This is a genomic window from Vibrio sp. 10N.222.52.B12 (assembly GCF_002875385.1).
Classification (GTDB): domain Bacteria; phylum Pseudomonadota; class Gammaproteobacteria; order Enterobacterales; family Vibrionaceae; genus Vibrio; species Vibrio jasicida.
The window spans coordinates 18,919-40,601 of record NZ_MDAW01000019.1 but is presented as its reverse complement, the minus strand read 5'-3'; the positions used below and the strand labels follow the sequence as shown (position 1 = coordinate 40,601).

18 protein-coding genes and 1 tRNA gene are annotated in these 21,683 nt (G+C 45.0%); 7 read left to right on the top strand and 12 right to left on the bottom strand.

The genetic code is table 11. From position 1 onward, the window contains the following. Positions 1-171 precede the first annotated feature (171 nt). Entirely contained in the window at positions 172-1,638 is a 1,467-nt protein-coding gene (locus BCT11_RS01220) for an EAL domain-containing protein (protein WP_102386899.1), read from the top strand. 4 nt (positions 1,639-1,642) lie between these two features. Here BCT11_RS01220 and BCT11_RS01215 read toward each other — a convergent pair whose 3' ends face one another. Both BCT11_RS01215 and BCT11_RS01210 read right to left on the bottom strand, forming a co-directional pair. After that, entirely contained in the window at positions 1,643-3,091 is a 1,449-nt protein-coding gene (locus tag BCT11_RS01215; protein WP_042605304.1) for an ATP-binding cassette domain-containing protein, read from the bottom strand. A 372-nt stretch (positions 3,092-3,463) separates the two neighbouring features. Next, a tRNA-Ser gene (locus tag BCT11_RS01210) sits at positions 3,464-3,554 on the bottom strand. 330 nt (positions 3,555-3,884) lie between these two features. Between BCT11_RS01210 and BCT11_RS01205 the strand changes: the two genes are divergently transcribed. Beyond that, entirely contained in the window at positions 3,885-4,565 is a 681-nt protein-coding gene (locus BCT11_RS01205; RefSeq protein WP_038866605.1) for a MaoC family dehydratase, read from the top strand. A 65-nt stretch (positions 4,566-4,630) separates the two neighbouring features. Here the strand turns inward: BCT11_RS01205 and BCT11_RS01200 are convergent, their stop codons facing one another. Then, on the bottom strand, positions 4,631-5,458 hold the full coding sequence (locus BCT11_RS01200) for a phosphate ABC transporter substrate-binding protein (RefSeq protein WP_038877242.1): 828 nt from the start codon (positions 5,456-5,458) through the stop codon (positions 4,631-4,633). A gap of 298 nt (positions 5,459-5,756) precedes the next feature. On the opposite strand from BCT11_RS01200, the gene BCT11_RS01195 reads away from it, so the two are divergent. Beyond that, positions 5,757-6,113 carry a DUF3024 domain-containing protein gene (locus tag BCT11_RS01195; protein ID WP_102386898.1) on the top strand — a complete coding sequence of 119 codons (357 nt, stop codon included), beginning with the start codon at positions 5,757-5,759 and terminating at the stop codon, positions 6,111-6,113. Positions 6,114-6,137: 24 nt separating this feature from the next. Here BCT11_RS01195 and BCT11_RS01190 read toward each other — a convergent pair whose 3' ends face one another. Together BCT11_RS01190 and rnb are read right to left on the bottom strand one after the other, a co-directional pair. Then, on the bottom strand, positions 6,138-6,932 hold the full coding sequence (locus BCT11_RS01190) for an AraC family transcriptional regulator (RefSeq protein ID WP_038877240.1): 795 nt from the start codon (positions 6,930-6,932) through the stop codon (positions 6,138-6,140). 72 nt (positions 6,933-7,004) lie between these two features. Next, positions 7,005-9,008 carry an exoribonuclease II gene (rnb, locus tag BCT11_RS01185; protein ID WP_038866600.1) on the bottom strand — a complete coding sequence of 668 codons (2,004 nt, stop codon included), beginning with the start codon at positions 9,006-9,008 and terminating at the stop codon, positions 7,005-7,007. A 379-nt stretch (positions 9,009-9,387) separates the two neighbouring features. On the opposite strand from rnb, the gene BCT11_RS01180 reads away from it, so the two are divergent. Then, entirely contained in the window at positions 9,388-11,331 is a 1,944-nt protein-coding gene (locus BCT11_RS01180) for a DEAD/DEAH box helicase (RefSeq protein ID WP_102386897.1), read from the top strand. Between the two features lie 363 nt (positions 11,332-11,694). Continuing rightward, positions 11,695-12,888, top strand: coding sequence for an acetate/propionate family kinase (locus BCT11_RS01175; RefSeq protein ID WP_038866598.1), 1,194 nt, complete (start codon positions 11,695-11,697; stop codon positions 12,886-12,888). 82 nt (positions 12,889-12,970) lie between these two features. On the opposite strand, the gene BCT11_RS01170 is transcribed toward BCT11_RS01175, so the two are convergent. The 5 genes from BCT11_RS01170 to BCT11_RS28085 form a co-directional block, all read right to left on the bottom strand. Continuing rightward, positions 12,971-15,127 carry a c-type cytochrome gene (locus BCT11_RS01170; protein WP_102386896.1) on the bottom strand — a complete coding sequence of 719 codons (2,157 nt, stop codon included), beginning with the start codon at positions 15,125-15,127 and terminating at the stop codon, positions 12,971-12,973. Continuing rightward, positions 15,124-15,735, bottom strand: coding sequence for a cbb3-type cytochrome c oxidase subunit II (locus tag BCT11_RS01165; protein ID WP_045420816.1), 612 nt, complete (start codon positions 15,733-15,735; stop codon positions 15,124-15,126). Before BCT11_RS01165 ends, BCT11_RS01170 begins: the two co-directional genes overlap by 4 nt. A 1-nt stretch (position 15,736) precedes the next feature. Further along, positions 15,737-17,146: a cytochrome-c oxidase, cbb3-type subunit I gene (gene ccoN, locus BCT11_RS01160; protein WP_102386895.1), complete on the bottom strand. Its 1,410-nt coding sequence runs from the start codon at positions 17,144-17,146 to the stop codon at positions 15,737-15,739. Positions 17,147-17,161: 15 nt separating this feature from the next. Further along, positions 17,162-17,524, bottom strand: coding sequence for a cytochrome c (locus BCT11_RS01155; RefSeq protein ID WP_102386894.1), 363 nt, complete (start codon positions 17,522-17,524; stop codon positions 17,162-17,164). Between the two features lie 386 nt (positions 17,525-17,910). Continuing rightward, positions 17,911-18,081: a hypothetical protein gene (locus BCT11_RS28085; RefSeq protein WP_009704664.1), complete on the bottom strand. Its 171-nt coding sequence runs from the start codon at positions 18,079-18,081 to the stop codon at positions 17,911-17,913. 346 nt (positions 18,082-18,427) lie between these two features. On the opposite strand from BCT11_RS28085, the gene BCT11_RS01150 reads away from it, so the two are divergent. After that, positions 18,428-19,306, top strand: a complete 879-nt coding sequence (locus BCT11_RS01150; RefSeq protein ID WP_102386893.1) for a DMT family transporter — start codon at positions 18,428-18,430, stop codon at positions 19,304-19,306. A 74-nt stretch (positions 19,307-19,380) separates the two neighbouring features. Further along, positions 19,381-19,932, top strand: coding sequence for a DUF2301 domain-containing membrane protein (locus tag BCT11_RS01145; RefSeq protein ID WP_102386892.1), 552 nt, complete (start codon positions 19,381-19,383; stop codon positions 19,930-19,932). On the opposite strand, the gene BCT11_RS01140 is transcribed toward BCT11_RS01145, so the two are convergent. Further along, positions 19,929-20,825 (bottom strand): hydroxymethylglutaryl-CoA lyase, encoded by an 897-nt coding sequence (locus BCT11_RS01140; RefSeq protein ID WP_102386891.1) that lies wholly within the window; start codon positions 20,823-20,825, stop codon positions 19,929-19,931. The two genes, BCT11_RS01145 and BCT11_RS01140, sit on opposite strands and share 4 nt — an antisense overlap. Next, the gene (locus tag BCT11_RS01135) at positions 20,822-21,667 is read right to left on the bottom strand and encodes an enoyl-CoA hydratase-related protein (RefSeq protein WP_102386890.1); all 846 of its coding nucleotides are present in this window, start codon (positions 21,665-21,667) and stop codon (positions 20,822-20,824) included. Before BCT11_RS01135 ends, BCT11_RS01140 begins: the two co-directional genes overlap by 4 nt. Positions 21,668-21,683: the final 16 nt, after the last annotated feature.

Genomic DNA, 21,683 nt, shown 5'->3' with positions numbered 1-21,683 from the left:
AGCTATGTATCAATAACTCATTGTTATATTTGCGGCTTTATTACTTGTTAACCATACTCAATCAGTGGATAGGTTCTGGCGGTTGCTTTTGAAGTGGTTTCTTAAGTATCTGATAGGGAAGCGTTATTTGTATTTTGTTTGTAAGTTTGATTGAGAAGAGATTATTCCTCGATGATAAATAAAGAGCTTTTGAAAAAAGCCATCATTTACTTGCTCCCGCTGCCCCTTATTGTCGCGGAAGTTTTCTATTTAGCGCATCAAAGTGTTCAACGTAACCTTGACCATATTCTTGATAAAAATCTGCAAGTTGCGGATGAAATCCTGTTTCAAATAGAGACAGAAAACCGGACAGCATTGATCAATCCGGAGCGTTGTGAAGCAATACAACAAAATTTAATGTTTGAGAGACACATTGACGAGACCTTGATTGTAAAAAATGGTCAGATCATTTGTTCCTCGAAACTGGGATCAATGAATCGTCCGATGGAGAACTATGTTCAGCTATATCGCAAAGGTGAACTTACGCTAGGTCATATCACTGGCTATGCTGACCAAGTCTTATTTCTGATCACCCCCAAAGAGGATGCACCGGAATACCAAGCCGTTACTATCGTGGATAGAGACTACTTTGGCGCGACGATTGGTTATCGTAATGATGTACGTTTAAAGCGTTCGGCTATGTTTGTTGGTAAGGATTCTGCGCCCAAAGATGCTTCTATGCAGGGAGAAAACGCAGTATCACTTGGCTACTCTAAGCTGTTTGACTACGAGGCTCTAGTGGAAGCCAGCGATTTTTACGTTGAGCAGAAGCGCTTTTCATATGTGATTTCAGCGCTTCCAATATTATTACTCTTTTATCTCTTAATTTTCTTAGTAAATCGCTTCATCGATCCTCAGCGAAGTTTAGTTTCTGACTTACGCAAAGCGATTAAGAAGCGGGAGCTCTTATTGCATTACCAACCTCAAGTAAATTCGAGTACTGGTAAAACGTTTGGCTATGAAGCCTTAGTGCGTTGGCCTCACAAACAGAAGGGTTTTATTTCTCCAGATGAATTTGTACCTGCGGCAGAAGAGAGCGGGTTGGTGGAGATGCTAACTGATTTCGTATTAGAAAGAGCGTGTGAGGATTTTTCTCAATTTAAGTTCGAACAGCCAGTCCATCTAGGCATCAATGTCCCACCAGGTTATCTTGCTGGCGCTCACGTAATAAGAAAAATCGAGACCATTCATCGGAAACTGAAACAATACAATGTTGAGATGAGCATTGAGATTACCGAGAGGCAATTGATTGATGGGGAGGCAAGGTGCCATATTGCGGTGCTCAGGTTACATGGGATTCAGGTGTTGATCGATGACTTTGGCACAGGGCAAACTGCATTGGCAGTTCTGCAACATATGAAGGTCGATTATCTGAAAATTGATAAGTGTTTTGTTGATACCATCGGGATTGACAGCGTTAATTCCACGGTATTGAATGCAATTGTTAGATTGGCTGAGGATCTACATGTCGATCTGATTGCAGAAGGTGTCGAAACTCGGGAGCAAGCAGCACACTTGACGATGTTAGGTGTGAACCTACACCAAGGCTATTTCTATGCTAAACCACTTCCTTATTCGGAAGTGGTTGGCTCTCAGTAAATGGTTACTCAGTACTCCCTTTATAGCATTGAGTCTGTTCGTCGAATCTGAATTCTAGATAATTCTGAATACTCTCTAAGCCATCTTCCTTATAGTGAGAAACATATAGGAGCTGGCTTAGGTTTTCTTTTGCAACTAACTCAAGGGTGTTTTTTACCAGCACTCGACCAAGGTAATCTAAACCTTGGTAGGGCTCATCCAGTATTAACAACGTTGGTTGTTTTACAATCGCTCTAGCTATTAAGAGCAAGCGCTGTTGACCATATTCCAGTTGTTTGAACGACGTTTTCTCATACTGCTCCATATGCAAGATTGTCAGCCACTCTTTAGCTATGTTGAGTTCTTTCTTACTTGGTTTGGAGTACAACCCAATTGAGTCATAAAACCCTGATAGAATGACATCTAGTGCGCTGCAGTTGACTCGATATTGCAGATGTAGTGCGGAAGAAACCATGCCAATGTATTGCTTGATTTCCCATATGGTTTCACCAGTACCGCGCTTTTTACCAAAGATGTGGATGTCGTTGCTGTAACATTGGGGATGATCACCAAAAATCAGGCCTAGTAGTGTGCTTTTTCCGCAGCCATTTGGTCCTTTCACTTGCCAGTGTTGACCTTTATCGATACGCCAATTCAAATCGGTGAAAATGGTTTTCTCAGTGTATTCCACCTTACCGTTCTTTAACTCAAAGATAGGGTTGTCGAAATGCGTCGAGTGCTGATGCTGACGAATCAACGCCATCATCTCTTCACTTTGTTTCTCTGACTGCGCTTTTATTTGCGCTATGACAGGGTGTAGGTCCCAGCTTTGCTTATCCATGGTGCTATCAAGCTTGCCTGCGTTGAACAGCGCAATACGTTCTATCCAGTCAGGCATGTCAGATTCACGAGAGAAGCTAATCAGCATTTGTACTGATTGAGAGAGTGTTTGAAGGTAAGTCGCCAATGACGCACGGTGAGCGATATCTAAACCAGTAAACGGGTTGTCTAGCAACACTAAGTCAGGCTTGGTCGCTAGCGCTCGGGCAAGCATAACGCGTCGTGTTTCACCCGTTGAAAGCACTCGAAAACCGCTTTCTGCTAAATATAATAAGTCGAGATCTTCAATCAGAGTCTGTGTGAAGGCTTCATCTTGGCAGACTTCAAAAATTAACTGGTAAACGGAACTGCCCTGGTCAATACGGTCGAGAAAGTCGGTATCGTCCTTTTCTATCTCCAGTTCCAATAATCGTTGTTGCTCAGAAAGGGAGACCTGAGCAATATGACAATCTTCGATGTTCAGTTTACCTGATTCAGGTTTAATCTCACCACACAGTAAGTCACCAAGCATCGAACCAATATCGCCCTCAGAACTGAATATACCCCAAGATTGCCCGGCTTCAATCTGCCAATCGTCGATAGAGAGAGTAGAAGTGTTTTCCTTTGCAGTAAGCTGATGAAATTGAATCGGCATTGTGTCTGTCTTCCATGATTTATTGTTATCTTGCTCCTAGTTATAACAAGTCTTGAGTTTGCATAGAACGAATTGATGTGCGGATTTTTTCGTCGATTGCGATAAGTGCGGAGTTGGTCAGTAAATCTAGAAGAAGGTGAAAGGGAAGAGTATGTAGTGGGGGAGCAAACCACTAGGGAACAAGCTGTTCTGTATCTTACAAGATTCAAAATGACGAAAGCCTGTTGATTTCTCAGCGAGCTTTCTAAATGTGGGGGAGTTCGGGGACGCCTAGTCTGGGCTTGCATTCAAGGAGGGATTTGGGCTAATCCCTTTAAATCTCTGAAATACGAAAAAGCCCGCTAATCTCTTAGCGGGCTTTTTACTAGAATGTGGCGGAGAGATAGGGATTTGAACCCTAGATACGCTATTAACGTATGCCGGTTTTCAAGACCGGTGCTTTCAACCACTCAGCCATCTCTCCGTTGCGGGACGTATAATAGGGTGAGTAGAAAACGTTGTAAAGTATTGATTTCATCTAAAAGAACTGTTTGCGCGTTTTATAGTCACACTTCTAGAAGGTGAATATCACAAATTACCGTAGAAAAGATGATTGTTACGATATACTGTAGAGTATTTACTTTATGTTGTGGTTACTTAATAAAATAGTGTTTTATTGCTATCTTTATGAAAAATAAGAATTAAATGACTTTGAGTATACATGTGTTCGCCCGAAAGTATTTGCAACATAGTGTGAGTTAATTCAAAATTAACTGGTATAGCCAGTTGTGCTTGAATTTATCGAAGGGTTTTTATGAAAGTCACGAATCTATTTAAAGACAAAGTTGGTGCGATCTCTGCTCACCAATCAGAGTTTATGAATTGGATGTCTCCAACGCTACGCGATTATTGGGGTGACTTTTTAGGTCGAGCACAAAGCAGCTTTCTTTTTTCTAAAGTACGTGATCATCAGCAGCCTGCTGTGAATGAGGAAGTGATTTCTCAACCTGATCCAATTGTCCTAAAACCAGAAGCACAAGTGCTTTTCGATGAGTTGAGCGACAAGGTTGGTGAAGTGATCCACGTGGGTGACTGGGTTCATGTTTCTCAAGAACGTATCAACCAATTTGGTTCGGTAACGGAAGACATGCAATGGATCCACACCGATCCAGAACGTGCTTCAACAGAATCACCATTTAAAACTACGATTGCTCATGGTTTCCTGACGTTGGCGCTTTTGCCGAAGCTGACAGACTCTGTTGATCCAGAAAAACCAATGTTCCCAACAGCAAAGTTGGTCGTGAACCTAGGTTTAAACCAAGTACGTTTCCCGTACCCTGTGAAGGCGGGTAACAATGTACGTGCATCAAGTACGCTTACTAAAATCACACCAATCAAGAAAGGCCTTGAGATTGAGCGTGAAATCAAAGTAGAAATTGAAGGTATTCGTCGACCTGGAGCGGTAGTTGTTTCTGTGATTCAGTTGCATTTCTAATTGGAATAAAAAGATTCAAACAAAAAAGAGAGCTCAACTAGGCTCTCTTTTTTTGTATCCGCGGTTTACTGATTGAAGCTTTTTACCGGTGTGTAACCGTAATCTGCAATCGCTTTTTGACCTTCTTGCGACTTCAGAAACTTCACGAAGTCTTTACCTGCTTTTTCCAATCCATCTACCTTGTACAGAACTAAAAATGGGCGAGCTAACTTGTATTTGTGGTTAGCGATATTGCTCGCTGTAGGAGCAGTGCCTTCAAATTGAATCGCTTTTATTGACCGGTCAACTGAGCCAACAGAGATAAAACCAATCGCGTGAGGGTTATGGTTTACGATGGTTTTTACCATGCTATTGCTGTTGACGACAAGGTTGTTCGGATTGATATCAGAGACTAGGCGGTCGTTCACGATCTTGGTTAATCCAAGTAGACTTTCAAAGCTGTAACGAGAACCAGAAGAGGCTTCACGAGTGACGACTGCGATAGGTTGGTCTGTACCGCCAACTTGCTTCCAGTTGTCGACTTTACCTTTGTAGATATCAAACAGTTGTTGTTCCGAAAGGTTGGCTACAGAGTTAGTGCGGTTAACAACAACAGCAAGACCATCATAAGCGATAGGGAATACGTTTAAGTCTTCTCCTTTCTCTCTTTCTGTTAAATAGCGAGAGCTCATCCCCATCTCAACCACACCTTTATTTACCATAGTGATACCAGCGGTTGAGCCAATACCTTGCACGGCAATATAATCATCAGGGTGTGTTTTATTATATTCTTCTGCAAGTACATCCATTACTCGTGCAACGGAGGTAGAACCTGAAATATTCACTTCTTTTGCCACAGCAGAAGGAAGGGAAAGAGCCATGGCTAATACAGTTGCCACAGTAAAACGTAACATATTGAACTCCATATACGGTATATCGCAGCGCTCATCATATTTCGTTCAGGTTACACTTTTGTGAATGCAGATTGATATCCATAGCGAATTATCGATTGCGCTCGTTTTATGTTGATAACTATCAATAAGTTCGGATGGGAGGGTTTCACTGATTTGAAGTGAAAGAGGTGACGCAGTTAGCTTTTCGGCATCAAATGCGATGCTATTCTAGACTTGAGCGGGCGCATGCCCGATGGTGATTTCTGCCTCTCTCAGGCACTTGGGTATATACTAAGAACAACATATCAGGAGTACGCTCATGTCCGTGTCTCAAATGGCGACCAGTCGCCTACATAAGTTGGTTCAAACGCTTTGCGCTAGACGAAATGTCAATTTGCCAGTAGAAGCGCTGGGGAAGTGCTTGTACGAGCCTATAGAGAACGGTGTCGAGCTTTATCATGCGCACTTCTTACTTGATTCACAACACAGTGAGTACACATCTCCCATCGCTAAAATCCTATTTGATGCTAAAACTCAACTTTGGTGCTTTTATGTTCCGATCTATCGTGAAGAAGAACTGGTATGGATACCTTACGAGAAGCTACCAAGTAGTCAAACGCTTGAGGTGCTTCTCGCCGAACTGGAAAGCGATCCTCAAGCGTGTTTTTGGGATTGATGGCTAACTTATCTTCAACCCCTATTATTTTGCGATTTGGCTACGAAACTCTTTTGGCGTGATGCTGTAAATCGATTTAAATGCGGTACTAAAATGTGCTGCGCTTTTAAATCCAGATTCAAAGGCAATTTGAGTAATGGATTTCTGAGAGACACGAAGTTGGGTTGCTGCATGGTTGATGCGCTTCACTTTCAAAATATGAGAGAACGAAAGGTTCTCCGCTGCCAATCTACGCTTGAGTGTGGCGATAGACATACTCATGTGCGTTGCTAGCGCTTCTAACGTAATGTCTTTTTCTATGTTCTTTTCAATATACTTAATCGCCTTCTGAGACGCGGTTAGGCTGCTTGCGTCATCAATGATAGATAATATGTCTGGCTGAACTTCTACCATCAGTGACAACAGGGCGAGGGCAATATGGCTTTGAGCGTATTGTGGTGCTTTGTTATCTGCTAATTCAATTAACGCGCTCTTAAGCTGCGAGATAACTAGGTGGCCTTGAGCTGAAAATGGATAAAAGCGACGATCGTCGGTGTCTGATGTAATCGTGGGGTGGGCCGATTTGAATTCACTGAACAAACCAATGTCAAAGACCAAGGCAATCGCTTTAAAACCGCCAGGTTTGGCTTCTGCACTTCTTAAGTCCGCTGAGTTATAAAGGGTGAAATCTCCTGCTTTCAGTTCAAATTGTTCGCCACTTGGCTGGTTGATAACAAGGGTGCCTTCCTCAACAACATATAACCCGTTGTGGGTGGCGGTGTAGCGTTCACTTTTGCGAGCAGTGAAGTGATTAAAGCGAATGATCTCAATGTTCGGCATATTCGTTCTTATCGTTTTTACATGACAAATAAAAAAGGCGCTCAGTTGAGCGCCTTTAAACTTTAACCGGTATTATTCACTCACAGATTCTTCTGTTTGTGTCGCTGGCTTATCAGCGAATACCTGGGTCGGTTTTGCAACTAAACTGCGGTTTTCTTGGTTTACGTCCGAAAGAACAATTTCCAATGTATCACCCAGTTTGTATACCACTTCTTTATCGATAGAAATGGTACCGTTGTCACCGTTACACTCAATTCTTTCTTTATTATCAAGAATCAAGCTACCAGGAATAAAGGCCGCTGCGCCATTTTCGAGAAGTCGAACACGTGCACCAGCACGATTAATATCGAAAATCTCACCTGTGAAACACGTTTTCTTACTTGGCTCTTCTGCAAGAGTACGAGCATATAACCAATCTGACACGTTTCGCTCGGCAATTTTGTGGTGCTTACGGTGCAGTGCTAATTCTTCGCCGACTTCATCATCAGGTGTTTGAACCGGTTCTTTGCCAAGAATAACGGCTTTCAGCATGCGGTGGTTGATCATGTCGCCGTATTTACGGATTGGGGAAGTCCAAGTCGCGTAGATATCTAGACCCATTGCGTAGTGAGGAAGTGGTTGGTTGCCTACTTCACTGTACGTTTGGAATTTACGGATACGGTTATCTAGGTATGTCGTTTCCTGTTCGCCCAACCAACGACGAAGTGCCGCAAAGCCTTCTAGTGTCGCAACTGATTCTGCTGTGAATTCAAGTGTACCTTCAGGGTTTACCATTTGAACGACTTCTTCGATTTTCTCAGCTTTCAAGCCTGCGTGTGTGTTGAACACGCCCGTTTCAAATTTGTCACGTAGTGTACGGCCTGCACAGATGTTTGCAGTGATCATCGATTCTTCTACAAGACGGTTTGCGCTGCGGCGCATGTCCGCGTGAATAGCAATAACGTCGTTGTCTTCGCTTAGTTCAAAACGGTAGTCTGGGCGATCTGGGAAGATAACGGCATTCTTTTCTCGCCAATCAGCGCGAGCAAGAGAAAAGTCATATAGGTCACGCACGATGGTTGCGATTTCTTCTGATGGTTGCCACTTGTCTGAGCTGCCGTTTTCTAGCCAATCTGACACATTGTCATAAGCAAGGCGCGCATGAGACTTAATGTTTGCTGCGAAGAAGTTGATGTCATCACCAACGACACCTTCTTTGCTTACTGTCACAGTACAGCAAATCGCAGGGCGTACTTCATCTTCAATCAGTGAACATAGGTTATCTGCAAGGTCACGTGGAAGCATAGGGATGTTACGACCTGGAAGGTAGATAGTGTAACCACGTTCACGTGCAACCTTATCCATTTCGTCTTCTGGTGTAATGTATGCAGTTGGATCGGCAATTGCGATGGTCAGTTCAAAGTCGCCAGACTCTGTCTTCTTCGCAAACAGCGCATCGTCCATATCTTTGGTTGATTCGCCGTCAATGGTGACGAAAGGTACGTGTGTCATATCAACACGTTCTAGATCCGCATCGTCTTTCAATTCCCAGTTATCAATGCCAGCAGGCTCTGAGTTTGGCAAATCGTTTTGTGCAAGCGTTACCCACCAAGGTGCAATCTTGTCGTTTGCATCGGTAATCTTCTCAGAAATCTCTACGAAGAATGAGTTGTCACCTTTAAGAGGGTGACGAATAAGATGAGCAACAACCCAGTCGCCTTCAACGAAATTATCAGGCTTTAAGCCTTTCTTTAGTTTCGCTTTAAGAGAGAGCTTTTTCAGCTGTGGGTGATCAGGTGCAACGTTTAGCTTGCCTTTGAACATTTTTACTCGGCCAATAAAGCGAGTTACAGCTTGTTCTAGCAGCTCTTGTGGTTCTGCGACTTCACGTTCGTTTTCAGTGCGGATGATGGCAACGACTTTGTCGCCGTGCATGCACTTTTTCATGTACGCTGGTGGGATGAAGAAGCTGGTTTTGCTGTCCACTTCCAGGAAGCCAAAGCCTTTATCGGTTGCTTTGATTGAGCCTTCTTTTTTAGGCAGGTTTTCTTGGATTTGTTGCTTAAGCTGAGCTAATAGAGGGTTATCTTGAAACATCTTTTCTTAACTTACCAATGGAATTGGGCACACTATAATCATTGCGGGCTATTATTACTACCTAAAGCCCCCAAATTCACTGTGAATTATTGATGAATTGAACAGCGTTGTGGTGCTTTTCTCTACGGAGAATGGAGGGGTAGGTGGAATTTTATGCGAATATTACCATTAGTGAGAATAAATTGTGATGTAATTCAATTTTTTCTAGCTTTTTTTATGCATTTAAGGAATAATCCGGCTCCCTTAGTCGTCCCTAATGGCTTATCGCGGTTGTGTACTGTGCTAATTCCTTTCTGAATGGATTTAGTATCTGGATGGATCAGTATCGAATTGGAAGAGCATATGGGACTGTTTTTTTGTTTAATTAAGTAGGATCCCAATGCAAGATTCTGTTATTCAATTCAGTGATTTATCTCTGAATGATTCTATCCTTTCTGCTCTAGACGGAATGGGTTTCGTGTCACCAACTCCAATTCAGGCTGCGGCAATCCCACACCTATTGGAAGGTGCTGACGCGCTGGGCAAGGCACAAACGGGTACAGGTAAAACGGCAGCATTCTCTCTGCCTCTTCTAAACAAGCTAGATCTTGATCAGCGTAAACCACAAGCAATCGTTCTTGCTCCAACTCGTGAGCTAGCGATTCAGGTTGCGGCTGAAATGAAAAACCTTGGTAAAAATATCAAAGGTCTTAAAGTTCTAGAAATCTACGGTGGTGCTTCTATCGTGGATCAAATGCGCGCTCTTAAAAACGGTGCACACGTTGTTGTAGGTACTCCTGGCCGTGTTCAAGACCTTATCAACCGTGAACGTCTACATCTAGACGAAGTTAGCACTTTCGTACTTGATGAAGCGGACGAAATGCTAAACATGGGTTTCGTGGACGACGTAACTGCAATCATGGAGCACGCTCCTGAATCAGCTCAACGCGTTCTATTCTCTGCAACTATGCCACCAATGCTGAAAAACATTGTTGAGCGCTTCCTACGTGATCCTGTAACTGTTGACGTTGCTGGTAAAAACCACACTGTAGACAAAGTTCAACAACAGTTCTGGGTAGTGAAGGGTGTAGAGAAAGATGAAGCAATGTCTCGTCTTCTTGAAACTGAAGAAACTGACGCGTCAATCGTATTCGTACGTACTCGTCAAGACACTGAGCGTCTAGCTGATTGGCTATCTGCACGTGGCTTTAAAGCTGCTGCACTGCACGGTGATATTCCTCAGTCTCTACGTGAGCGTACTGTTGATCACATCAAACAAGGTGTTATCGATATCCTAGTTGCAACAGACGTAGTTGCACGTGGTCTTGACGTTCCACGTATTACACACGTATTTAACTACGACATCCCATTCGATGTTGAGTCTTACATCCACCGTATCGGTCGTACTGGCCGTGCGGGACGTAAAGGTAAAGCGATCCTGCTTGTTCGCACTAACCAAATCCGCATGCTTCGCACTATCGAGCGCGTAACTAAGTCATCTATGGAAGAAATCCAACTTCCTCTACGTGACCAAGTTGCTGAAGCTCGTCTAAGCAAGCTAGCTGCTGAACTAGAAGCTGAGAAAGAGCACAAGTCTCTAGACAAATTCGCTGAGCTAGTAGAGAAGCTACAAACTTCTCTAGAAATCGACCCAGCGATGCTTGCGGCAATGCTTCTTAAGCGTCAACAAGGTAAACGTCCTCTATTCTACATTGGCGAAGACCCAATGGTTGAAGCGATTGAACGTGACAAGCAACGTCGTAAAGAGCGTCGCGAAGGCGGTCGTGAAGGCGGTCGCAGCTTCAATACACAAGATTGGGATACTTACCAGCTTCAAGTTGGTCGTGAGCAAGGTGTTCAAGTAAAAGACATCGTTGGTGCTCTAGCTAACGAGCTTGGTCTAGGCAAAGGCTCTATCGGTGCGATTAAGCTAGCTCAAGGTCACACATTTGTTCAGCTACCAAAAGCTATGACTTCAGACGCAGCAAGCAAGCTAAGCAAGCTTCGCATCCGTCAACAAGAAGTTGGTGCTGTAGTTTGTGACTTCGATGACTTCCGTGAGTCTCGTGGTGGTGGTCGTCGTGACGGTGGTCGTCGCGATGGCGGCGGTTACCGTGGCAACCGTGAAGGCGGCAACGGCAACCGTGGTGGTGATCGTCGTGAAGGCGGTCGTCGCGAAGGTGGCTTCCGTGGTAACCGCGATGGCAACCGTGAAGGTGGCAACCGCGAAGGTAACCGTGAAGGTGGCGAGCGTCGTTTCGATCGTAACCGTGGCGGTGATCACCGTGGTGCATACCGTGGTGAACGTGGTCACGGCCGTGGTCGTCGCACGCAAGACGCATAATATCTGCACACTATTGCATTAAAAAATAGTTGAATATGAAAGCCGAGCGAAATGCTCGGCTTTTTTGTCTCTGTTCTTCTATACTCTATTCATTCAAAAAAATTCGTAATATTTTTGTTTTCTTACTCATATATTGATGATTTTAAGTGTCTGATTCCACTTTAGTTGAGTGAATTCGATATATTTCACTGCTCAAATAAATTTTAAACTTGTCATAGATCAACAAAAATTACGCAAACGAGCAACTAACACTAAAAGATAGTTGAAAGATTAAAAAATTATTGAATAATAGAGAGCACAAACAAGAAGTACGAAGCGCGGATGCGCAATTACAACCTTTGCTCCACAACAGGAAACTATTTCATGTCTAATTCGTTTGTACTGGTGATCAACTCAGGTAGCTCATCACTAAAATTTGCAGTCATCGACTCACAATCTGGCGATGCTGTGCTAAGTGGTCTGGGCGAATGCTTTGGTCTATCAGACGCTCGTATGAGCTGGAAATTCAACGGTGAAAAATTTGAATTTGCTATTAAAGGCAATGAGAACCACCATCAACTTGCAGTAGCAAAATTAGTTGAGTTAGTAAAAGAGTACAAATTAATTGACCATGTTGTTGCTGTTGGCCACCGAGTGGTTCACGGCGGTGAGAAGTTTACCAAGACAGTCCGTTTAGATGAGTCTGTTATTGCAGACGTAGAAGCGTTAAGTGACTTAGCCCCTCTACATAACCTTGCTCATGCGATTGGTATGCGTGCTTCTATGGCTGCATTCCCTGAGCTCCCTCAGTTTGCTGTGTTTGATACTGCGTTCCACCAAACAATGCCTGCAAGAGCTTACACCGGTGCAATTGCTAAAGAACTTTACACAGACTTTGGAATTCGTCGCTACGGCTTCCACGGTACGAGCCACTACTTCGTAAGCCGTGAAGCTGCGAAGATGCTGAATAAACCAGTGGAAGAATCAAGTTTCATTTCTGTTCACCTAGGTAACGGTGCTTCTGTTTGTGCAATCAACAACGGTGAGTCTGTAGATACATCTATGGGTTTCACGCCGCTGTCTGGCCTGATGATGGGCACACGTTGTGGTGACCTAGACCCAGGTATCATTGAGTACCTTCTGAAGAAAGGTTGGTCTCAAGAGAAAGTGTTTAACTCACTAAACAAGGCTTCAGGCTTCTTAGGTGTTTCTGGCCTAACAAGTGATGCACGCGGTATTTTGGAAGCGATGGAAGAGGGTCACGAAGGTGCAACTCTAGCGTTCCAAGTGTTTACATACCGTGTGTCTAAATACATTGCGTCTTACCTTGCTGCTCTAGATTCATTTGACGGCATCATCTTCACTGGCGGTATTGGCGAGAACTCTATGCCAATTCGTCGTGAAATCTTAAACAACCTTAAACTGCTAGGTTTTGTTGAAGATGTGAAAGGTAACGAAGACGCTCGATTTGGTAACGCAGGTGTTGTTGCTACATCTGAGTTGCTTGGTGCGAAAGCACTGGTTATTCCTACCAATGAAGAGTGGGTTATCGCTCAACAGTCGGTAGAACTGCTGTAAAACGGCAAAAATTTTGGGAACTAAGTCAAAGCCCTTTCCGATTGGAAAGGGCTTTTTTTGTACCTGATACTCGCCACTTTAGTTACTTGATATGGATGTTGTTATCTCGTCGGTCATACATATCTGGTGTGGTATGCAGTCCTCCGGCATAACCTGCGGCTTCTAAGGTTTCCCTTACTTCTCGAACGTCTGCTGGCGTAACAGGCGATTGTTGATCGCCCAGGTGTTTACGTACGAAGGTAATCAATTCTGCCAAACGAGCGTCTGATAAAATGTCTTCAAAGCTTGCCATTGGCATAAAGTTACGTTCAGGGTCAATGTAAGTTGGTTGTAAACCTCGTACCGTTACAGCAATGGTGTTAAACGGGTCACTGTGCATGATAATGCCGTTGTTCAAGAGCGTTGGTGCTATCGGATCTCGTCCTTTACCATCGTTACCATGGCATGCTCCACATGTTTGCTTGTAAGTTGCATAGATTGGCTCTTGATAAGCCGCTTCATCAAACCCTTTAGGCTCCAAAGGAACGGCATCGGCGGCAATGAAGTTATTTACGTCACCATTGAGTAGATAGTAGGACATAGACTCAACGTCTTCACGAGTCATTAAGCTCAAACTGTTTTTGACCACATCAGCCATCCCAGCAAAAGCAGTGCCTTTATCTGAGTGACCTGTGTGCAAGAAGTCGGTCAGAGTCTTCTCATCCCAACCGCCCACATACAGCTCCGTGGACGTAATGTGAGGTGCGTTCCAGCCGTCAATCAAGTTACCTTGGAAGATGCGCTCAGGAATCAATGCTTGAGCAATATTCCTCGGCGTGTGGCACTCTGAGCAGTGTCCTAAGCCTGCAACCCAGTATTTGCCTTTCTGCCACTTCTCTACGTCATCCACCGCGCCCTCAAGCTCTGAGGGTAGGTTGTAGTCGATAGGGTCGGTGTCCATAAAGACAATGTTCCAGCCAAGGAGGCCAAGACGAATATTCGATGGGAACATCATGTGGTTTTCATCGTTACGACGCGCCACGGCAGGAATAGACTGCATATACTCCCACAAATCCGTCATGTCTTGTTCCGTAAGGTATTGATAAGAGGTGTAAGGCATCGCCGGGTACAAGTAACCATGTTTGCCTTTCCCGTGTACCAAAGCATCACGGAAGTTGTCGTAATCGTATTCACCAATCCCTTCACTAGCGTGAGGAGTAATATTGGTCGAATAGATTGTGCCAAATGGCGTAACAAACGGTAGGCCGCCGGCAAAAGGTTCGCCACCTTCTGCACTGTGACAAGCGACGCAATCCCCCGCGTGTGCCAGATATTCACCACGCTCGACAGATTGAGCGTTAAGTACTGCGAGTTTCTGCTCTTCTTCTTCGCCGGCTTTGCGGATGTAAGCACCAATCGCGAGGATCTCGTGCTCTGAGAGTTGGTTTTCAAACGCAGGCATCAAGTTGTTCAAACCGTAATTGATGGTGTGTTGAATCTCTTCAATACTGCCACCATGAAGCCATACGCTATCAGAAAGGTCGGGCACTCCCGTTTCTTGATTAGCGATAGAACCGTCTCCATGGCATGAGGCACAGTATTGAACGAACAAGGTCTTACCCAACTCTATTTTAACTTCAGGCACATTGCTGTGGCGTTGATTGAGCGACGCAAGATAGTAAGAAACCTTGTCCACTTCGTCCTTTCTCATCACTTCAACCCAGCCGGGCATCGTACCGTTACGGCCTTTCGCTATGGAATGAATGATGGCTTCATCATCTCCGCCGTACATCCATTCTTTGTCGATAAGGTTAGGGAAGTGTTTTTGACCTTGTGCATTATCTCTATGACAGGCTGCGCAATGGGTTTGAAACAACATACGACCGCTACGGACAATGTCGGCATCTTGCGCAAGTGCCGCCAAAGAGGTGTCGGCTACTTGACTAAATTGCTGGTCGAGTGTGGTTGATGGTGAGCTAAGTTTGTCGTCCGCTTGGTCATAGTTCGCCAAGCCTTTCCATTCACCAAGCCCCGGATACAGAACCAAATACCCCGCAGAGAGTAAAAACGCGACAGCGTAACTAACGAAGAGGAGCTTAGGTGGTGGTGCGTCCTTTTCATCTATCCCATCAAAAGAGGCAATAGTGTGGTCTTGGTCCGCTTTGTGGTTGCTACGCCAATACTTGACGATAACGCCCACCATCAGAACAAAGAAGATTATGGTGCAGGCAACGGCCCACCAGTTCCAGAATGTGCTCATGGTGCCACCTCCTGTGCTGTATCTTGACCAAGACTTTGAAGATAACGAATTAGCGCTTCGCCTTTGGTTTTACCGCGAACTTGCAAGCGCGCATCGGAAATTTCTTGGTCTGTGTATGGAACCCCTAATATGCGTAGTGTCTCCATCTTGTCGACAATTGCATCGCCCGAGAGAGTTTGTTCGAACAACCAAGGGTAGGCCGGCATTATGGACGTTGGAATGACCTGACGAGGATCGATGAGATGCAATACATGCCATTGGTCAGAGTATTTACGGCCAAGGTTGGTTAAGTCCGGACCTGTGCGTTTTGAACCCCATAGGTTAGGGAATTCGTAAATGTCATCTGATTCCTTGTTTGCGCGACCGTTGCGTTTGGTCTCAGGCTCTAGAGGACGAACCATCTGCGTGTGGCAGACATGACACCCTTCACTGATGTAAATATCGCGACCCGCAAGCTCAATGGCGGTCAACGGCTTGGCTAAACTGCCCTTAGCGATGTCGTCGGTGCGAAGAATGTTCGGCACAACCCAAACTGCGAGTGAGAAGGAGGCCACAACCACTGTTGTGATGATCAAAATGACCACTGAGTGAGTAAAGTCTTTGCTCATCTTATGCCTCCTTTGCCACTAACACCGATGGAGAACGCACGGTTTTGTACAAGTTGAATGCCATCAGGAATAGGCCAAGTACAAAGAGTGCGCCCCCAAAGAACCGCAGGAACAACCATGGAGCCTTAAAATTCATGGCTTCAATAAAGCTGTAAACCAGTTCGCCATTCTCATTCTGAGTTAGCCACATGTAGCCTTCGCCAATACCAGCAACCCAGAGCGCGATGGCGTAAATCGCAACACCAGCATGCGCGAGCCAGAAGTGCCATTTTATCAAACGCTTTGACCACAACTCTGTTTTGTTCCATAGACGAGGAATGAAGTAGTAGAACACCGCAATGCCTGACATACCGACCCAACCTAATGCGCCGGAATGAACGTGACCGATGACCCATTCAGTATTGTGCGCGAGCATATTGAACCAGCGAATTGCCAGTAGAGGCCCTTCGAATGTGGCTAAGCAGTAGTAAAGAATGGCAGAGAAGAAGAACAGGCAAATGTAGTCAGATTTAAGCTTCTCTTTGTTTTGTAGCAGTGTCATCGCACTGTTGAAAGCGCCCGCCCAAGATGGAAGCCAAAGAATGAGTGACATGATGATGCCGATGTTTTGCACCCAAATAGGCACCGATGAATAAACCAAGTGGTGGGTACCTGCCCAAGTGTAAAAACCAACCAAGCCCCAAAAGTGGATGACAGATAAACGGTAAGAGTAAATAGGGCGGTCTGCCACTTTTGGTATGAAGTAATAATTCATACCAATCACACCAGCAGTCAGTAAGAAGCCCACTGCGTTGTGACCCCACCACCATTGCACAATGGCGTCCTGCGCTCCAGCAAAGACGGAATAAGATTTCATCAACGATACAGGCATGGCCAAGTTGTTCACGATGAAGATCATGGAAATGACAATGATAAACGCTGCGAAGAACCAATTGGCTACGAAAATGTGGTCGACTTTTCGTTTGGCGATTGTGCCGAAGAAAAGCACCGCATAAAGCACCCAGACTAAGACGATCAAAAGGTCGATTGGCCACTCTAACTCAGCGTATTCTTTTGAAGTTGTGTAGCCAGCGGGCAAACTGATTAACGCCAAAAAGAGTACCAGTTGCCAACCCCAGAAAACCATCCAAGATAAGCTTTGGTTAAAGAGATTACAGCGTCCGGTGCGTTGAGCGATGTAGAGAGAGGTACCCATCAAAATGTTGACTACAAAGCCGTATATTACGCCGGAAGTGTGTAGTGGTCTGAGTCGACCGAATTGGAAGTATTGAGAATCGAAGTTAAGTACTGGCCAATACAACTGCGCCGCGAGGATCACACCAATGATCATCCCGACAATAGCCCAAACTAACGATGCCAACACAAAATACTTCACAACTTTAGTGTTGTATTGAGTTGCTGCTTGTTCCATAAGAACGCTCCTCGTTTAAGGTTGAGCTTCTTTGCCTAGCTGAGAGTAGTAGTGGGCAATGTCTTCAATGTCTTGATCAGAGAGGGCATCGGCCTGCTGTTGCATCAGCACCGCGAGACCACTGGTTCGCTCCCTCGCTTTGTAGTCCTTAAGGGAAGAAATCAGATAGGTTTTGTTCTGGCCGCGTAAGTTGGGGTACGCATCAATGGTCGATATGCCATCGACACCATGGCAAGTCATACAAACTTTCGCTTTTTCTTTGCCGACTTCGAATTGCTCATCACCTTCTGCAGTAAAGGTGAGGGGAGAGAAGCACACAGCGGCGACGAGAGCCGTCCTCAAAGCTGCGCTCATGTTTTGGGTGTTCTTTAATCTCATCACTGATTCCCTAGTAATTTGAATGCGTGTTTCACTAACTTGGGTCTTGATATTCCAGATTTTCACTGTTGTTGATGGCGTGAATGTACTGGCGTATTTTTTATAGTTGTAGGTTAAAGAGTAAGCAGGTACTGACAATATCGCTACGTACGAGCCGATTTAGTTGTGAATTTAATTACTAATACGTGTGAGGCTTGTGGATTGGACAAAATCAATCTCAATAAAACTAATGTGAAAAGAATCGCTTAGCGATACACATGTGAAAAGTGGTGAGTTTTATTGAATTAGAAGTGTTAAGCGGCGGTTTTGGAAAGAAGGCGTAAAATTGAAAACCGCTCATGATTCGAGGCAAGAGCGGTTGTGAAAGAGAGAGTTATAAAAACAAACTAACGTCCACGGTACATCATCATGTCGTAGATATGAGTGATGGAAATTGGGTCAGCCTCGATGCTGCCGATGCGTAATGAAGAGACAAGATTAAACAACGAACCAAGCACCATTGGCGCCAGAATAAGCAGGGCGATCAGAATGAAAAAGAGTACGGTTGAGTGTCTCACAAAGCACCTCCTGTCGTCTGTTCTACTGTGTTTCGATTTTAGCATTTTGAACACCAACAGGTGATGAGATTATTCCGTATATTATTTGAGCTAAAACCTGATTGTGAGCGTTTTCGTTAACCACATAAACCACAAAAATAATGAAGGGATTTCACAGCAATTTACTCGATGAGAAGCATGTCACAATGTATACTGTGAGCGTTTCGCAAACGTTAACATTCCTCCAATCTAATTACACATCCTGTCAGCATTTGCGATGCAAATATAACTAGCTATCACGCATTAAAATCAATGATAAATAAACCCCTGACGAATCCCTCGCAGGGTCTTTTTTTTGTGAGTAATTATGCTTAACTCAGAACGCAAAGCTGCATTCGTGCTCGTCGCTACTACGATGATCGCGGCATTAGGGTGGATCTTCTCCAAAGAAACCATTCAAGGTCTTCCACCATTCGGATTTATCGGTCTGCGATTCACCATTGCTTCACTATGTTTGCTGCCTCTGTGTATCAAACCACTTCGTGCTGCCAATAAGAAAGATATTGTTGCCGCGGCAGGTGTAGGTGTGCTTTTAGGTGGTGCACTGATGTGTTGGATCTACGCGATTTCAATTAGTGACACGTTAGGTGAGGGCGCATTCATCATGAGCCTGTCGATGCTGTTCGTACCCATTGTCGCTTGGATTATGTTTCGTCAAAGACCTCAACGAATTTTTTGGGTGTCACTACCGATCGCGATTCTTGGCCTAGGATGTTTGTCTTTGGCTGGTGGTTGGCAACAATCTAGCAGTCAGCTTTGGTTCTTGGGCGCGGCTTTGATGCTCGCTCTGCACTTCAACGTAAACAGCAAGTATTCGCAAAAATTGCCTGTGTTGTTGCTAACGTGTACCCAGCTGTTCGTCACGGGTTTGATTGGTTTGCTGATTTCATCTTTGGTGGAAACGGTGCCGACAGAGGTAAGCACATCAATTTGGATTTGGTTTGCGTTGAGCACGCTTTTGGCAACCAGTTTGCGTTACGTGATGCAAACCATAGGGCAAAAGTTTGTCCAAGCGGGTAACGCTGCACTGATTATGATCCTTGAACCCGTGTGGACTGTAATTCTGAGTGTGATTTGGTATGGCGAAGTGCTTACCTCTAATAAATTCGTCGGTTGTGCGCTTATCTTATTCTCTTTGGTGATCTACCGAACTGGCGGTAAACTCCGCTTTCCAAAACGGGCGTAATTCAGTTTTTAGAGCCGACGATTTCACCCTCGTTGGCTTTTTATTCCTTTTCATTTTTAGGCAGGATGCTTTCCATGGCAAACACAGAACATCAAGAGACGCTGGATTCACTCGATAAAATCAGCGTGTGCTTGTATCGCTTTGGTATCACTTTGTTTGCAATGGCGCTGCTTGTTTTTTCGGTTCTTGTCTCTGGTGCAATTTCTAGTTCACCATTGGTTTACCAAACCTCAGTCATTGCGCTTTGTGTGGCCGGTGCGTTATCTGCCGCGAACGTACATCTTTACAGTAAACACGTACGAGCCGTGATCAGTTGGGCGTCTTGGATTGGCTTGGTATTGATGGTGAGTGACTTGGAGTTTCAGCGCACTTGGTTAGGGCTTGGCTTTATCTTTGTGACCTTTTCGGGCATTGCGCTTAAAGAGTCTTTTTGCTTTAAAGTGCCAGGCTTGAAGATGGTGCCCGCGTTTCTCGCTGTCGCAACGTTTGCGCTGTGGTTTAACCTTCCAATCCTTGCTGCCATCACTATGTTATTGGCTGGATTAGTAATGGGCTTCCTGTCTTTTGCTAAATGGCGTATGCCGCTGCATTTCGATATCGGTATCAAAGCGAATTACGAGGTCTAACGCTGCTTTAACGCCAGCGAGACTTTTGAGGTCGGCTGGCGGTTTAATTCTTCACTGATCATCCATCCGGCTTTGGCGAGCAACTCTAAATCTACTCCGGTCTCGATTCCTAAGCCTTGGCAAAGGTAGAGCACATCTTCGGTAGCAACATTACCTGACGCGCCATGAGCATAAGGGCAGCCCCCAAGCCCAGCCACACTGCTATCGATGGTATTGATGCCCATCGTTAAGGCTTGGTAGATATTCGCCAACGCTTGTCCCCATGTGTCGTGAAAATGCACCGCAAGCTTATTGGTTGGGACTTTCACTTGTACGGCTTCTAACATTTTAGCGATGCGTATCGGCGTGCCTGTACCTATGGTATCTCCAAGTGAAACCTCATAGCAGCCTAATTCCATTAGCAGGTTGGCAACTCTTGCGACTTGTTCGGGTTTGGTTGGCCCGTCGTAAGGGCAGTCTGCCACGCAAGATAAGTAACCCCGAACGGGAATGTTATGCTTTGCTGCCAATTCCATTACTGGTTCAAAGCAGGTAAGACTATCTGCAATCGAGCAATTGATGTTGTGTTGGCAAAAGCCCTCCGATGAGGAGGTGAAGATGGCGACTTGGTTAGCGCCGGCTTCTAGCGCCTTTTCAAAGCCTTGCACATTAGGCGTTAATGCTGAATAGATGACGTTGTGGCGGCGGGTGATTTTCTTCATTACATCGAATGAATCCGCCATTTGAGGTACCCATTTAGGCGACACAAAAGATCCTGCCTCAATATGGGTGAGCCCTGTATCCGAGAGCAAGTCGATTAAGCGGATCTTGGCTTGCGTGGACACCGGTGATTCGTTTTGCAGACCGTCTCTCGCACCCACTTCGACAATGTTTACCTTGTTTGGCAAATTCATTTCTTGCCCTTAGCTGGCTTGTTTATCCAACCCGGTTCTCGTTTCTCCAGAAAGGCTTGCAATCCATCTTGTCCTTGCGGCGATACGCGAATGTCGGCGATAAGTTGGCTCGTATATTGGATAAGCTGACCATCAATCGGATTTTGGTGGCATTGATGACACAAGGCTTTGGCTTTTCGCATCGCATCTGGGCTATTGATCAGCAACGAATCAATCAAGCTTTCTACCACGGCTTCGATTTTAACCAACTTATGAACCTCATGCACAATGCCAAACTTTTCTGCTTTGTCAGCGTTAATCACTTCCGCGCTGAGTATGTAACGACGAGCTTGTCGGTTGCCCATTGCTCGCATGACATAAGGAGAGATGGTTGCTGGAACCAGTCCCAGTTTGACTTCACTCAAGCAGAAGTTCGCATTCTCCGCTGCGATGGCGATATCACAGCAACAGATCAAGCCCAATGCGCCGCCAAAAGCGGAACCTTGCACAACCGCAATAGTAGGCTGAGGGAAAGCGTCCAATGTATGCATCAGACGTGCAAGATTCTGCGCGTCTTCTAGGTTTTGCTTTCTGGTGCTACTTGCCATGGATTTCATCCAATTCAAATCAGCACCAGAGGAGAAATGTTTGCCGTTTCCTCGAAGCACTAAGCATCGAACATCGGTGCGCAGAGCAAGGTAGTCCAGTCTGTGGATCAGCAAGTCAATCATGCAGGCATCAAACGCATTGTGCTTCTCTGTGCGATTGAGCGTAAGCGTTGCGACGCCGAATTCATCGACGTTCCAAAGTACTTCATCTTGTCGTTGGGTATTGGGGATGATACTCGGTTGATGATCCTGCATGTGACGTCCTTTCTTC

Bases quoted from the DNA above. Each gene is read 5' to 3' on its own strand.
- BCT11_RS01220 (WP_102386899.1), top strand. From the start codon at position 172: ATGATAAATAAAGAGCTTTTGAAAAAAGCCATCATTTACTTGCTCCCG.
- BCT11_RS01215 (WP_042605304.1), bottom strand. From the start codon at position 3,091: ATGCCGATTCAATTTCATCAGCTTACTGCAAAGGAAAACACTTCTACT.
- BCT11_RS01205 (WP_038866605.1), top strand. From the start codon at position 3,885: ATGAAAGTCACGAATCTATTTAAAGACAAAGTTGGTGCGATCTCTGCT.
- BCT11_RS01200 (WP_038877242.1), bottom strand. From the start codon at position 5,458: ATGTTACGTTTTACTGTGGCAACTGTATTAGCCATGGCTCTTTCCCTT.
- BCT11_RS01195 (WP_102386898.1), top strand. From the start codon at position 5,757: ATGTCCGTGTCTCAAATGGCGACCAGTCGCCTACATAAGTTGGTTCAA.
- BCT11_RS01190 (WP_038877240.1), bottom strand. From the start codon at position 6,932: ATGCCGAACATTGAGATCATTCGCTTTAATCACTTCACTGCTCGCAAA.
- rnb (WP_038866600.1), bottom strand. From the start codon at position 9,008: ATGTTTCAAGATAACCCTCTATTAGCTCAGCTTAAGCAACAAATCCAA.
- BCT11_RS01180 (WP_102386897.1), top strand. From the start codon at position 9,388: ATGCAAGATTCTGTTATTCAATTCAGTGATTTATCTCTGAATGATTCT.
- BCT11_RS01175 (WP_038866598.1), top strand. From the start codon at position 11,695: ATGTCTAATTCGTTTGTACTGGTGATCAACTCAGGTAGCTCATCACTA.
- BCT11_RS01170 (WP_102386896.1), bottom strand. From the start codon at position 15,127: ATGAGCACATTCTGGAACTGGTGGGCCGTTGCCTGCACCATAATCTTC.
- BCT11_RS01165 (WP_045420816.1), bottom strand. From the start codon at position 15,735: ATGAGCAAAGACTTTACTCACTCAGTGGTCATTTTGATCATCACAACA.
- ccoN (WP_102386895.1), bottom strand. From the start codon at position 17,146: ATGGAACAAGCAGCAACTCAATACAACACTAAAGTTGTGAAGTATTTT.
- BCT11_RS01155 (WP_102386894.1), bottom strand. From the start codon at position 17,524: ATGAGATTAAAGAACACCCAAAACATGAGCGCAGCTTTGAGGACGGCT.
- BCT11_RS01150 (WP_102386893.1), top strand. From the start codon at position 18,428: ATGCTTAACTCAGAACGCAAAGCTGCATTCGTGCTCGTCGCTACTACG.
- BCT11_RS01145 (WP_102386892.1), top strand. From the start codon at position 19,381: ATGGCAAACACAGAACATCAAGAGACGCTGGATTCACTCGATAAAATC.
- BCT11_RS01140 (WP_102386891.1), bottom strand. From the start codon at position 20,825: ATGAATTTGCCAAACAAGGTAAACATTGTCGAAGTGGGTGCGAGAGAC.
- BCT11_RS01135 (WP_102386890.1), bottom strand. From the start codon at position 21,667: ATGCAGGATCATCAACCGAGTATCATCCCCAATACCCAACGACAAGAT.